12 protein-coding genes are annotated in these 12,815 nt (G+C 63.6%); 6 read left to right on the top strand and 6 right to left on the bottom strand.

Annotation, left to right across the window (positions count from 1 at the left end; translation table 11 throughout):
- Nucleotides 1-108: 108 nt before the first annotated feature.
- Nucleotides 109-288 (bottom strand): 50S ribosomal protein L32, encoded by a 180-nt coding sequence (gene rpmF, locus FUT88_RS05965; RefSeq protein WP_003268823.1) that lies wholly within the window; start codon nt 286-288, stop codon nt 109-111.
- 115 nt (nt 289-403) lie between these two features.
- Nucleotides 404-940, bottom strand: a complete 537-nt coding sequence (locus FUT88_RS05960; RefSeq protein ID WP_147214220.1) for a YceD family protein — start codon at nt 938-940, stop codon at nt 404-406.
- 194 nt (nt 941-1,134) lie between these two features.
- Between FUT88_RS05960 and FUT88_RS05955 the strand changes: the two genes are divergently transcribed.
- Together FUT88_RS05955 and FUT88_RS05950 are read left to right on the top strand one after the other, a co-directional pair.
- Nucleotides 1,135-1,731 (top strand): Maf-like protein, encoded by a 597-nt coding sequence (locus FUT88_RS05955; RefSeq protein ID WP_147214219.1) that lies wholly within the window; start codon nt 1,135-1,137, stop codon nt 1,729-1,731.
- A gap of 3 nt (nt 1,732-1,734) precedes the next feature.
- Complete coding sequence (locus FUT88_RS05950; protein ID WP_147214218.1) at nt 1,735-2,466, top strand: SAM-dependent methyltransferase; 732 nt, start codon at nt 1,735-1,737, stop codon at nt 2,464-2,466.
- Between the two features lie 5 nt (nt 2,467-2,471).
- Here FUT88_RS05950 and FUT88_RS05945 read toward each other — a convergent pair whose 3' ends face one another.
- From FUT88_RS05945 to FUT88_RS05930, 4 genes are read right to left on the bottom strand one after another with little or no spacing between them, the layout of a single operon-like run.
- Nucleotides 2,472-3,584 (bottom strand): S49 family peptidase, encoded by a 1,113-nt coding sequence (locus tag FUT88_RS05945; protein WP_147214217.1) that lies wholly within the window; start codon nt 3,582-3,584, stop codon nt 2,472-2,474.
- Between the two features lie 36 nt (nt 3,585-3,620).
- Nucleotides 3,621-4,022, bottom strand: a complete 402-nt coding sequence (locus tag FUT88_RS05940) for a Rieske (2Fe-2S) protein (protein WP_147214216.1) — start codon at nt 4,020-4,022, stop codon at nt 3,621-3,623.
- Nucleotides 4,015-4,674, bottom strand: coding sequence for an HAD-IA family hydrolase (locus tag FUT88_RS05935; protein ID WP_147214215.1), 660 nt, complete (start codon nt 4,672-4,674; stop codon nt 4,015-4,017). Before FUT88_RS05935 ends, FUT88_RS05940 begins: the two co-directional genes overlap by 8 nt.
- Nucleotides 4,655-5,689 carry an RluA family pseudouridine synthase gene (locus FUT88_RS05930; protein WP_147214242.1) on the bottom strand — a complete coding sequence of 345 codons (1,035 nt, stop codon included), beginning with the start codon at nt 5,687-5,689 and terminating at the stop codon, nt 4,655-4,657. The genes FUT88_RS05935 and FUT88_RS05930 overlap by 20 nt, the downstream gene beginning before the upstream one ends.
- Nucleotides 5,690-6,424: 735 nt before the next feature.
- Between FUT88_RS05930 and FUT88_RS05925 the strand changes: the two genes are divergently transcribed.
- The 4 genes from FUT88_RS05925 to glp all read left to right on the top strand — a co-directional run bounded on the left by FUT88_RS05925 (nt 6,425) and on the right by glp (nt 12,726).
- Nucleotides 6,425-9,472, top strand: a complete 3,048-nt coding sequence (locus tag FUT88_RS05925) for an Rne/Rng family ribonuclease (protein WP_147214214.1) — start codon at nt 6,425-6,427, stop codon at nt 9,470-9,472.
- Nucleotides 9,473-9,656: 184 nt separating this feature from the next.
- Entirely contained in the window at nt 9,657-10,778 is a 1,122-nt protein-coding gene (moaA, locus tag FUT88_RS05920) for a GTP 3',8-cyclase MoaA (RefSeq protein WP_147214213.1), read from the top strand.
- 20 nt (nt 10,779-10,798) lie between these two features.
- Complete coding sequence (mobA, locus tag FUT88_RS05915; protein WP_147214212.1) at nt 10,799-11,413, top strand: molybdenum cofactor guanylyltransferase MobA; 615 nt, start codon at nt 10,799-10,801, stop codon at nt 11,411-11,413.
- Nucleotides 11,414-11,445: 32 nt separating this feature from the next.
- A complete protein-coding gene (gene glp, locus FUT88_RS05910; protein ID WP_147214211.1) occupies nt 11,446-12,726 on the top strand; it encodes a gephyrin-like molybdotransferase Glp in 1,281 nt (426 codons plus the stop codon).
- The last annotated feature ends 89 nt before the right edge of the window (nt 12,727-12,815 follow it).

The following is a 12,815-nucleotide window of genomic DNA, read 5'->3' as shown; positions in this document are numbered from 1 at the left end:
TTCGCTCAACAAAAAAGCGGCAAATTGGCTTGCCGCTTTTTCGCTTGCATCATGAACCTGTGCGTTCAGACCAACCCAACACGCTTGCCAGAAAACTGGCAAATCGCATCAGTCGTTCTTGGTCTTCACAACCTTGCGGCCGCGATAGTAGCCATTCGGGCTCACGTGGTGACGCAGGTGCACTTCGCCGGTGGTCGGCTCGACAGCGATCGGGGCCGTCGTCAGGAAATCGTGCGAACGATGCATGCCGCGCTTGGACGGCGACTTCTTGTTTTGTTGAACAGCCATGACTGACTCCTAAGCAATTTGATCGATTTTATCACATCACACGGAGCCGGAGCGTAGCCATTCCGGTAGGCGTGTGAAACGTACTGCCATCAGCGCGCGCAATACTCGCGCACGCCTAATGTTTGGTCTTCAGGTTAGCCAGCACCGCGAACGGCGACGGCTTCTTTTCAGCTTCAGCCTCTTCCGGCAACACCTCATCCGGGCAGACTGCATGACGCGGCGACACCGGCAACGCCAGCAACAGCTCATCTTCGATCTGCGTGATCAGATCGAAGCTGCGCGAGCCAACGATGACATCGGCTTCATCGTCGTCCAGCGGCGCAGCGTCGGCCTCGGCTTCCGAGCGCATGACTTCCAGGCGCGTGCGCACCGGCAGCGGTTGCTCATACGCCTTGAGGCATCGCTGGCATTGCAGCCAGACCGCACCGTCCACTTCCAGATCGATGAAGAGACGCTGACGCGGCAACTGACCGGCGGTGGCCTCTTCACGCACCAGACCCTGCAGTTGCCAACGGAACTCCGGGTTGGCGTCAGCTGGTGCATCGGCGGCCTGCTCGGCCAGCAGGCGCGGCATATCGGTCAGCTGGACCGTGCCGCTTGCCGGCTCGCCCGCGCGAATGAACGCGAAAAGATCGAATGCACGAAAATCCACGAATCGAACCTGCTGAACGCGTTGCTGTGTTGGTGCGCGAACCGGATCGACCGCCCTGCAACGCCTGACACCTTGCGCCTGGGCGCCCGGTTTGCGACACTGCGCGGCCAAACCGCGAAACGCGGGATTATAGCGGGCAGAAACCTCTGAAGTCAAAAGGTTTTGCTCAAAATCCACTGCATCTTCAAGCACTTATGACTTCTGCATCGCGTCCGCCGCTAATTCTCGCCTCCAGCTCGCCATATCGGCGGGAATTGCTCGAACGCTTGCGCCTGCCGTTTGAGATCGTGGTACCGAACATCGACGAGACCCCCGCCCCGTATGAGTCGCCCGACCAGACCGCTCTGCGCTTGGCTCGGCAGAAGGCGGAGAAGGTTGCAGCAGACTATCCCGGCGCGCTCGTCATCGGCTCCGATCAGGTCGCCACACTCGACGGCAAGCAGGTCGGCAAGCCCGGCGACCACGCCCGCGCCCTGGCGCAACTGCACTGGATGCGTGGACGCACCGTCACATTTCATTCGGCGTTGTGCCTGTACGACGGCCGGACAGGGCAACACCAGAGCCAGGATATTCGCACCCTGGCGACGTTCCGCAATCTTTCCGATGAGGAATTGGACGCCTACTTGCACCTGGAACATCCGTACGACGTTGCGGGGAGCGCCAAATCGGAGGGGCTGGGCATCGCCCTGCTTGAGCGAGTGGAATCGTCGGATCCGACCGCGCTGGTGGGTCTGCCGCTGATCGCATTGACCAGCATGCTGCGCAACGTTCACTACCCGCTCTTCGCCTGAACCATGGCCGGTACGCTTTACCTCATTCCAAATACGCTGGGGTCGCGCGATGCGGCCGACCCGCTGCCCGATGTGATTCCGGCGGGCGTGCAGCAGATCACCGCACAACTCGACTATTTCGTCGCCGAACACGCCAAGACGGCGCGTGCGCTGCTCAAAAAGCTGGCCGAGACGACACCGCTGGCACGTCCGCTGCAGGAAATCACCATTCGCGAACTGAACGTCAAAACGCCGGAATCGGAACTGGAAGCGCTGCTGGCGCCCGTGGTTGCCGGGCAAGACGCGGGGCTGATGTCGGAAGCCGGCGTGCCGGCGGTGGCCGATCCGGGCGCGAATCTCGTCCGTCTCGCGCACCGACGTGGCGTGCGCGTAAAACCGCTGGTGGGACCGAGTTCGATTCTGCTGGCGGTGATGGCGTCCGGTCTGAACGGCCAGAGCTTTGCGTTCAACGGCTATCTGCCGGTCGACGCGACTGAGCGCAAGACGAAGCTGCGCGCATTGGAACAGCTTTCACGCTCCGCCGCCCAAACACAGGTCTTCATCGAAACGCCCTACCGCAATGGCGCGTTGCTCGAGGCCATCCAGGCTGGCTGCGCGCCGAGTACGCTGCTGTCGATCGCAGTGGACCTGACGCTGCCGAGCGAGCAGGTCGTCACGCTTCCGGTGAGCGACTGGCGGGCCGACCGCATGAACTTGCACAAGCGGCCGGCGATCTTCTCGCTGCTGGCGCGATAGCGCGCTTATTCCTTCATCAAGAGCTTGAGCTGGCCCGTCGCGGCCAGCGCCTTCACGGCGCCCGCGCCCATCGCCGTGCCGAGCTTGCGTGCCACGCGCGAAGCGAAGTTTTCCTTGACCGTGTAGTCGACCACGTCCGGCGCCTTGATGACACTGCGCGCGACAAAGTCCGAGCTGCCGATCGCGTCGGCCAAGCCAAGATCCACCGCCTTGGCACCCGTCCAGAACAGCCCGGTGAACAGCGTCGGATCGTCCTTCAGTCGGTTGCCACGCCCCTGCTTGACCACATCGATGAACTGCTGATGCACCTGGTCCAGCATCTCTTGGGCATATTGTTTCTGCTGCGGTGACACGGGCGAGAACGGATCAAGCATCCCCTTGTTAGAGCCGGCGGTGAGCAAGCGGCGCTCGACACCCACCTTATCCATCAGGCCAGTAAAGCCGAAACCGTCCATTAGCACACCGATGGAGCCGACGATGCTGGCTTTGTCGACGTAAATCTTGTCTGCAGCGGCGGCCACGTAGTAACCGCCTGACGCGCACATCTCCTCCACCACCACGTACAACGGAATCTTTTTGTACTTGGCGCGCAGACGGCGGATTTCATCATTGATCATGCCGGCCTGCACCGGCGAGCCGCCCGGCGAATTGATCTTCAGGATCACGCCGACCGTGTTGTCGTCTGCAAACGCGGCTTGCAACGACGCATTGATGTTTTCAGCGCTGGCATTCGTGTTGGCCGCAATTTCGCCGTCAAGCGTGACAACGGCCGTATGACGGCCCGTGCTGACGGTTTCGCCTTCCAGACTGGCGAATGCGTAGATAAGCACCCCGATCAGGCCCAGCGTCACGAAGCGGAAAAAGATGCGCCAGCGGCGCGCGGCGCGCTGCTCACGGACGGTCGCCAACAGTACTTTTTCGAGTACCTCACGCTCCCAGCCGCTGGCTTGCGCGGACGCTGTTGGCGCAGATCCCGACGTGGGTTTGCCTGCTGCCGGGTTGCGCAATTCGGCTTCGAGCGGATGATCCGCGTGCTGGGTGACCTCCAGCGCCTCTGGTTTGCCTGCACCCTCGTTGGGCGCGTCTTCGGGGCCTTTCGGCGGAATCGAGTCGGTCATAGACAAGAAAAACGATCGAGATGAAGAACTGCGCGACTAGGCAGACGGCGTTGGCGCTGGCGCGGGAGCCGGCGCCCGGAATAACGCATCCGGTTGCCACCAGACTGCCCCGTCTCGCTCGGCAATCTCCAGCTTGGATAAATGCGAACCTCGGCACGGCCCGCCGACGCACCGGCCAGTATCCGGCTCGTAAATGGCGCCATGCGTAGCGCACATCAAATACAGACCCGAGCTTTCAAAAAACTGGCCTTCTTGCCAGTCCATTTCCATCGGCACATGCGCGCACTGGTTCAGATAACCGTGGACGCCGCCCTCGTAACGGACAACAAACGCGCTGACGAGACGTCCGCGCACCTCCACCTGAAACCGGACACCCAAGCCGCCATCTTCCAGCGCAGCACTCTCGCACACACGAATCTGTTCAGGCATGTCAGGCATGCTGCGTCAGCCAATTGTGCAAATCAGGAACGGACTTCGCGGAATACAGCGGCGCCAGCGAGTCCAGCACATCGGCCGGATGCGCACCGTACGTAACAGCCACACCAGCGGCACCCGCATTGGCGGCCATCTGCAGATCGTGCGTCGTGTCGCCGATCATCAGCGTGCGCTCGACTTCCATGCCGAGATCGCGCGTCAGTTCGAGCAGCATCGCGGGGTGCGGCTTGGAGAACGTCTCATCGGCGCAGCGGGTGTTATCGAACACTCCCGTCAGATTGGTCGCCTCCATCGCACGTTGCAGGCCGACGCGGGACTTGCCCGTCGCCACAGCCAGCAGATAGTTCTGGCGGCGCAGTGCTTCCAGCATTTCGCGCACACCCGGAAACAGGACGAGGTGCGCGTCGCGGCTCAGGTAATGGAAGCGATACCGGTCAGCCAGCTTGCCGTAATCGGCCGGATCGAGCGTCGGAACGGCATATTCGAGGGCATCCCTCAGTCCCAGGCCGATCACATGGCTGGCCCGCGCATCGTCGGGCACCGGCAGGTCAAGATCCCGGCAGGCAAGCTGGATTGATCGGGTGATGGCCGACGTCGAATCCATCAACGTGCCATCCCAATCGAAGACGATCAGATCAAAGCGTTGCTGCGGCATCGGAATCGGGGCTCTGGAAAGCGTTGAGGAAATCGGCACACTCAGCAGACAACGGGGCGTTAAACGTGACCGTTTCACCGCTTTGCGGGTGCGTCAGCTGCAGACGATGGGCGTGCAGGAACATCCGCGCCAGTCGGGGCGAAGCATTCGCGCGGGACAGCGCCTTGTTCAGGGCGAAATCGCCGTACTTGTCGTCGCCCAGAATCGGAAAGCCGGCGTGCGCCAAGTGCACCCGAATCTGGTGCGTGCGCCCCGTTTTCAGTTCGGCCTCCAGCAATGTGTATGGGCCAAACACGCCGACCTTGTTGAAGATCGTGTGCGACGCCTGTCCGTCGGCCTGCACGCGCACGCGACGCTCACCTTCCGGCGTGGTGTATTTGTGTAGCGGCGACTTGATGTGTTGTCGCTTGTGCGGCCAGACGCCCTTCACAGCCGCAAAATACCGCTTGTCCAACTGGCCTTCGCGGATCTGTTCATGCAGCGCTACCAGCGCAGAGCGCTTTTTGGCAAGCAGCAGCACGCCCGACGTTTCGCGGTCGAGGCGATGCACCAGCTCCAGGAACTTGGCCTCCGGACGCGACTGGCGCAATTGCTCAATCACCCCAAACGCCACCCCCGAGCCGCCGTGCACGGCGACCCCGGCGGGCTTATCGATCACCAACAGATGTGTATCTTCGTGAAGGATCGTGAATTCCGCCGCCGGAACCACGCGCGCAGCTTCAGCCTGCTGCGCGATCCGAAGCGGCGGGATACGGACCAGATCGCCCAGTTTCAGGCGATATTCCGCGTCGATGCGGCCCTTGTTGACCCGCACTTCGCCCGAACGCAGGATGCGATAGATATGACTTTTGGGCACGCCCTTGGCCACGCGCATCAGGAAATTGTCGATGCGTTGCCCTTCGGCGTCTTCACCGATTTCAACATAGGCGACTGACTTGCCGTCGAGGGCATCGCCCAGGGTGCCACGTCCGGCCTGTTGAATGCGGCCATCAAATGGATGGCGTAACTCATTCATTTTCAATATAATTTTCCCGCTGGACAGTCGTTTAGGTGCCAGCAACAGCCGGTCGGAACGAAACAACAGGTATTGTACACAGCCACCGTTTCGGTCCGGAACGTGCCGATCTCTCGCCCACTTGTGTTACAAAGCTAATCACGTGGCCGACTAATCGGCACGAAAGCAGCACGCACCGCTGTCCCATCGCGCAGGACGTGAACCAAAGATCACGTCGGCAACGTCGGCCAGCGTAGAACGAGCAGCTGGTAGAACAGAATTCAAAGGCGGGCGCCACATGGTCATCCATACGGCGCCCGCTTGGTGAAAGAAGCCCTTGCCGCACCAGACTGGTGCCGGCCGGCTGAACATCCGGTTACCGCGTTGCCATGGCGGTCCGGCGGCAAAACTCCAAAAAGCAGCACGCCGCCCGATTTGCCCCGCCGCGGGTTTCGTCCGGACAGGCCGTCCGTCAATTCGCTCTTTGTGGTCGCTTCACGCGACTCGCCGCCGCCGGCCCGCCTGCAAATGGATCGGGTCCGTGGCACGAGTGACAGGACGCGCAACTGACGCCAACGGCGTCCGCAGACTCCGCCCTGCCATCCATGATGACGCGTGGAATGCCCTCATTTCTTTCGCCCGTGCCCCGTCGCGCCTTTTTTGCTGGCCGACACACCGGCAATTCGTTGACCACCCGCTCCGCCTTTGCGTGCTCCATGAAGCGCCGTGCTCGCACGGCATTGGAGTGAGGTTGCAATGAAACGCATGTTGTTCAATGCGACGCAGCAAGAGGAATTGCGCGTCGCCATCGTCGATGGTCAGAAACTGATCGACATCGACATCGAAACTGCCGGGCGCGAACAGCGCAAAGGCAATATCTACAAGGGTGTCATCACCCGCATCGAACCGTCGCTGGAAGCGTGCTTCGTCAATTACGGCGAAGAGCGGCACGGTTTCCTGCCCTTCAAGGAAGTCGCCCGCGCCTATTTCAAGGACGGGGTGGACGTGCGCGGCGCACGCATCCAGGACGCCCTGTCTGAGGGCCAGGAACTGATCGTCCAGGTTGAAAAGGAAGAACGCGGCAACAAGGGCGCAGCCCTGACCACGTTCATCTCGCTGGCCGGCCGCTACTTGGTGCTGATGCCCAACAACCCGCGTGGCGGCGGTGTGTCGCGCCGCATCGAGGGCGAAGACCGACAGGAACTGCGCGAGACGATGGCGCAACTGCAAGTGCCGGACGGCATGAGCATCATCGCCCGCACCGCCGGCATCGGCCGTTCCGCTGAAGAGCTGCAGTGGGACTTGAACTACCTGATGCAGTTGTGGAAGGCCGTTGACGGCGCTGCCGTCGACAACAAGGCCCCGCTGCTGATCTATCTCGAATCCAGCCTGGTGATCCGGGCGATTCGCGATTACTTCCAGCCGGATATCGGTGAAATCCTGATCGATACGGACGATATCTACGATCAGGCCCGCGCTTTCATGAGCGTGGTGATGCCCGACAACATGAATCGGGTGAAGAAGTACCGCGACGACGTTCCCCTGTTCTCGCGCTTCCAGATCGAACACCAGATCGAATCGGCGTATTCGCGTATGGTCATGCTGCCGTCGGGTGGCGCCATCGTGATCGACCACACCGAGGCACTCGTCGCCATTGACGTGAACTCGGCGCGCGCCACCAAGGGCGCAGATATCGAGGAAACCGCTGCGCGCACGAACCTCGAAGCCGCCGACGAAATCGCCCGCCAGCTGCGCCTGCGCGACTTGGGCGGCCTGATCGTGATCGACTTCATCGACATGGAGTCGAGCAAGGCGCAGAAAGACGTCGAAACCCGCCTCAAAGACGCACTGCGCCACGACCGCGCCCGCGTTCAGATGGGCAAGATCAGCCGTTTCGGCCTGATGGAACTGTCGCGCCAACGCCTGCGTCCGTCGCTGTCGGAAGGCTCGCACGTCACTTGCCCGCGCTGTAACGGCACGGGTCACATCCGCGATACCGAATCGTCCGCCCTGCAGGTGCTGCGCATCATCCAGGAAGAGGCGATGAAGGAAAACACCGCCGCGATCCACTGCCAGGTGCCGGTGGAAGTGGCCGCGTTCCTGCTCAACGAGAAGCGCCCGGACATCAACCTGATCGAGACGCGCTTCAAGGTCAACGTGCTCCTGATCCCGAACAAGCATCTGGAGACGCCGCACTACAAGCTCGAGCGCCTGCGCCACGACGATCCGCGTCTGGACGACGACAAGGCCAGCTACAAGATGGCCGAAGAGGCCGCCAAGGAACTGGAAGCCGACACCGCGTACAGCACCCGCAAGGAAGCCGCCAAGCCGCGCCAGGAAGCCGCCGTCAAGGGCATCACGCCGGACCAACCGGCGCCCGTGTCGGTGCCGCGCGCCGAGCGTCCGGCTCGTACGGAAGCCGCTCCCGCACCGCAGGCGCCGGCTCCGGTGCCTGCCCAGGGTGGTTTCGTTTCGTGGCTGAAATCGCTGTTTGGCGCAAAGCCGGCCGAGCCGGTGGTGGCCGCGCCCGTCGAAACGCCGAAGCAACGTGCTGAAGAAGGCAACCGCCAAGGCCGTGGCAATCGCCAGGACCGTGGTGGCCGTGGCCAGCGCGGCGAACGTGGCGAGCGCCAAGGTCAGGGCCAGAACGGCCGTGACGGCAACCGCCAGGGCCGTGAGCGCAACGAAGCTCGCGAAGGTCAGCAACAGGGCCAGCGCGAAGGTCAGCAACAGGGCCAGCGCGAAGGTCAACGTGACGGCCAGCGCGGCAACCGTGATCGCAACCGCCAGCCGGCCCAGGTCGAGGGCGCTGTTCGCGAGACGGCTGAAGCTCGTCAGCCGCAACAAGGTCAAGAGGTTCGCGCCGAGGGCCAGAATCAAGGCCAAGGCCGCCGCGAGCGCAATCAGGAACGTCGCGAGCGCCAACCGCGTGAGGGCCGTGAAGCCCGCGAGGGTCGCGAGCCGCGTGAGCCACGTGAAAACCGCGAACCACGCGAAAACCGTGGCGAACGCGATCAACAGGCCAAGGAAGCCGCAGCCGTGGCCGCCGAAGCCCTGATCGATCAGACCGCTGCGTCGCAAGTGCCGCAACCGCTGCTCGACACCGCTGCTCCGGCAGAAAGCATCGCCGGCGAAGGCGTGACGCCGGGCGCGGAAGGCAACGGTGAAGGTGAAGAGCGCCGTCGCCGTGGTCGTCGTGGCCGTAACCGTTATCGCCGTGACCGCGAGGGCGCGGAAGGCGTCCGCGCCGAAGGTGAAGGCGAGAACGAAAACGCCGAAACCGCCGACGAAGCCGTCGCCGAAATGCATGCCGAGCCGGTGCTGCCGGCAACCGTGACGGAACCTGTGCAGACGACGTCGTTTGCCCCGGTCGAGAATCCGGCTCCGGTGGTGCAAGAGCCGGTGCATGGGGCGGAAGCCGTGGCGCCTGTGTCGGCCCTGCCGCAAGTGCAGCCGACGGAGCCCGCAATGGCAACGGCTACCGCAGCGCCCGCGCCGGAAGCGGCAGTGGCAGCGCCTCAAGAAACCATCGTGACGGCCTTTGCAGAAGTGCCGGCTCCGGTCAGCACGATTGCGAAGGCTTCGCCGCTGCCGATCGAGACGCTGCAGAGCGTGCTCGACAACGCCGGCATGACGTGGGTCCATACCGACAGCCAGAAGCTGCGTGCATCGCAGGAAGAAGCTGCGCGCACTGTCGCAGCCCCGCGTGTGCCCCGCGAGCGCAAACCGCTGCCGCCGATCCAGCACGGCCCGATGATCCTGGTTGAAACCAACCGCCCGGCGGGTGGCGCAGACCAGCAATAAGCAACACACCGGCGGGCGACCGCCGGGGGCGAATGCGTGAGGGCGGCTTCGGCCGCCCTTTTTTCTGTGCGCGATATATCGAGTATGAAACCCCACCGCTCGCGCGGGACAGGGGCTGCGCTACACTCGAAGTTGTATCGAGTGCAACACTCCCGCTTCGTGGATTGACGCACCGCACCACACCATGACCGAAACCGTCATCCCCCTCTACGATTTGCGCGATGGTCAGCACCATCGCGCCACGGTACCCAGCGTGCCGAACGTGCTCGTCCCCGCAGAGGGCACGCTGACAGACACGCGCGGCCGCAGGCTGCACGATCTGCGCATCTCGGTGACGGACCGCTGCAATTTCCGCTGCGTGTACTGCATGCCGAAGGACGTCTTCGACAAGGATTACCGCTTTCTGCGGCATTCCGAGCTGCTGTCGTTCGAAGAGATCGAGCGCATGGCGCGGCTGTTTATCGAGCATGGTGTCGAAAAGATCCGCCTGACGGGTGGCGAGCCGTTGCTGCGCAAGAACATCGAACGATTGGTCGAAATGCTCGCGCGCCTCACCACCGCCGAAGGCAAGCCGCTGGACCTCACGCTCACGACCAACGGCGCCCTGCTCGCCCGCAAGGCGCAATCGCTCAAGGACGCGGGCCTGAGCCGCGTGACCGTCAGCCTGGACGGCATCGACGATGTCACTTTCCGCCGTATGAACGATGTCGACTTCGCTGTGAGCGAGGTGCTGCACGGTATCGAAGTCGCGCAGAACGTGGGCCTGGCGCCGCTGAAGGTCAACATGGTCGTCAAGAAAGGCGACAACGACGATCAGATCGTGCCGATGGCGCGCCACTTCCGGGGCAGCGGCATCATCGTGCGCTTTATCGAATACATGGACGTCGGCACGACCAACCACTGGGAAATGCGCTCTGTCGTGCCCTCGTCGCAGGTCGTCGAGCGTTTGTCTGCAGAATTTGCGATCGAGCCCGTATCGGCCAACTACAGCGGCGAAACCGCCGAGCGTTGGCGCTACACCGATGGTGCGGGCGAAATCGGCGTGATCTCCAGCGTGACGCAAGCGTTCTGCCACGCGTGCACGCGTGCCCGGTTGTCGACCGAAGGCAAGCTGTATCTCTGCCTGTTCGCCACCGAAGGTTTCGACCTGCGCGCGCTATTGCGCGGCGGCGCAACCGACCTCGAAATCTCCAACGCGATCCGCTCTGTCTGGCAGGGCCGCGCCGACCGCTATTCCGAATTGCGTGCGAGCGGCAAGGCCCAGCCGGCCGGCCGGCGCATCGAAATGTCCTACATCGGCGGGTGAATCCGCCAGCGTTCAACGACATGATTCCGACATCCGACATCACCGGCCTGATCCTGGCCGGCGGCCGGGGCAGCCGCATGGGCGGCGTTGACAAGGGCCTGCAGACATTTCGCGGCGCGCCGATGGCGATGCACACGCTGATGCGCCTGTCGCCGCAGGTAGGCCACATGCTGATCAACGCCAATCGCAACCTCGCTGCGTACGAATCGTTTGGCGTGCCGGTGGTGGCGGATCCGGTGCCGGACTTTGCCGGCCCCTTGGCGGGCATCCTGGCCGGGCTGGAGCAATGCCAGACGCGTTACCTGCTGACCGCGCCGTGCGATTCGCCTTTCGTGCCGACCGACCTGGCCGCCAAGCTCTCGCACGCAATGGAAGAAGCCAATGCGCGCATCGCCATGCCGGTGACGATGGAGCCGGATGCGCAAGGGGTACCGCGCCGGCAGGTGCAGCCGGTCTTCTGTCTGATCGATGCGCTGCTGGCTGACGACCTGATCGTCTATCTGCAAGGCGGGGGCCGCAAGATCGAAACCTGGACGGCACGTCATCCGACGGTCGACGTCGTGTTCGACGACAGCGCCGCCTTCGCCAACATCAACACGCTGGAAGAACTGCACCAGCTGGCCGAGCGCCGCTAGAGCGCCAACGCCACCGATTCCTCATCGACGTCATGACCACCCTCGCCTCCGTCGTTTCGTGTCTGTCCGATTACGATCCGAACGCCCTGCCCGTCGCGCAGGCGCAAGCCATCATGCGCGACTTCGTGCAGCCCGTGACGGGCGTCGCCCGCGTGCCCATTCGCAGCGCGCTGGACCGCGTGCTCGCCGAAGACGTGCTGTCGTCCATCGACGTGCCTTCGCACGACAACTCGGCAATGGACGGCTTTGCCTTTGCCAGCGCGGAACTGGGCGGCGGCGCAGGAGAAGTCTCATTGCGCGTGATCGGCACGGCGTATGCGGGTGTCGCCTTTGACGGCGCGCCCAGCGCGGGCGAAGCCGTGCGCGTCATGACCGGCGCCGTCATGCCGGCGGGCTGCGATACGGTCATCCCGCAGGAATTCACGCAAGGCGATGCCAACACCGTCCGCTTTGCCCGCGATGCCGTGCGTGCCGGCGACAACCGTCGTCTGCGTGGCGAAGATCTCGCGCGTGGCAGCGCCGCGCTGTCCGCCGGCCGTACGCTGCGCCCGGCCGATATCGGTCTGCTGGCCTCGCTCGGCATCGCCGAAGTGTCGGTGCGCCGCAAGCTGCGCGTGGCGTTCTTCTCCACCGGCGACGAGTTGCGCTCCATTGGTGAACCGCTCGACGCCGGCTGTGTGTATGACTCCAACCGCTACACGCTGCACGGCATGCTTTCGCGCCTGGGTGTGGAATTGCTCGACATGGGCGTCGTGCGCGACGACCCGGAGGCGCTTGAAACCGCCTTCCGCACCGCCGCCGAAAACGCCGATGCGATCATCACTTCGGGCGGGGTCTCCGTCGGCGAAGCGGACTTCACCAAACAGATGATGGCCAAGCTGGGCGACGTGACGTTCTGGAAGATCGCCATGCGCCCGGGCCGCCCGATGGCGTTCGGACGCATCGCGTCAAATGGCCACAGCGCATTCCTCTTTGGCTTGCCCGGCAACCCGGTGGCGGTGATGGTGACGTTCTATCACTTCGTGCGCGGCGCGCTGCTGCGCATGATGGGCGCCGCCGACGCCGGCGCACCGCTGGTGCCGGCCGTGAGCGCCGCCCCGATCCGCAAGCGGCCCGGGCGCACGGAATATCAGCGCGCAATCGCCGCCCTGAACGATCGCGGCCAGCTCGAAGTCCGCCTGACCGGCCAGCAGGGTTCCGGCGTGCTGCGCTCCATGAGTGAAGCCAATTGCTTCGTTGTGCTAGCCCACGAACAGGGCCAGGTCAACGCTGGCGACGCCGTGCAGGTCCTGCTGTTCGACGGTCTCGTCTAAGCGGCGTGGCGACGGCGGCTCTTGCGCCGCCAGCAACACCGCAGGCTGTCGGTTTTTTGCGTCACCTCCGGGCTGCGGGTATCGGTGCA

Source organism: Ralstonia sp. TCR112 (assembly GCF_007997035.1).
GTDB lineage: Bacteria > Pseudomonadota > Gammaproteobacteria > Burkholderiales > Burkholderiaceae > Ralstonia > Ralstonia edaphi.
The sequence above is the reverse complement of the archived record's forward strand: the minus strand, read 5'-3'. Positions and strand labels throughout refer to the sequence as shown.

Bases quoted from the DNA above. Each gene is read 5' to 3' on its own strand.
- rpmF (WP_003268823.1), bottom strand. From the start codon at position 288: ATGGCTGTTCAACAAAACAAGAAGTCGCCGTCCAAGCGCGGCATGCAT.
- FUT88_RS05955 (WP_147214219.1), top strand. From the start codon at position 1,135: ATGACTTCTGCATCGCGTCCGCCGCTAATTCTCGCCTCCAGCTCGCCA.
- FUT88_RS05950 (WP_147214218.1), top strand. From the start codon at position 1,735: ATGGCCGGTACGCTTTACCTCATTCCAAATACGCTGGGGTCGCGCGAT.
- FUT88_RS05945 (WP_147214217.1), bottom strand. From the start codon at position 3,584: ATGACCGACTCGATTCCGCCGAAAGGCCCCGAAGACGCGCCCAACGAG.
- FUT88_RS05940 (WP_147214216.1), bottom strand. From the start codon at position 4,022: ATGCCTGACATGCCTGAACAGATTCGTGTGTGCGAGAGTGCTGCGCTG.
- FUT88_RS05935 (WP_147214215.1), bottom strand. From the start codon at position 4,674: ATGCCGCAGCAACGCTTTGATCTGATCGTCTTCGATTGGGATGGCACG.
- FUT88_RS05930 (WP_147214242.1), bottom strand. From the start codon at position 5,689: ATGAATGAGTTACGCCATCCATTTGATGGCCGCATTCAACAGGCCGGA.
- FUT88_RS05925 (WP_147214214.1), top strand. From the start codon at position 6,425: ATGAAACGCATGTTGTTCAATGCGACGCAGCAAGAGGAATTGCGCGTC.
- moaA (WP_147214213.1), top strand. From the start codon at position 9,657: ATGACCGAAACCGTCATCCCCCTCTACGATTTGCGCGATGGTCAGCAC.
- mobA (WP_147214212.1), top strand. From the start codon at position 10,799: ATGATTCCGACATCCGACATCACCGGCCTGATCCTGGCCGGCGGCCGG.
- glp (WP_147214211.1), top strand. From the start codon at position 11,446: ATGACCACCCTCGCCTCCGTCGTTTCGTGTCTGTCCGATTACGATCCG.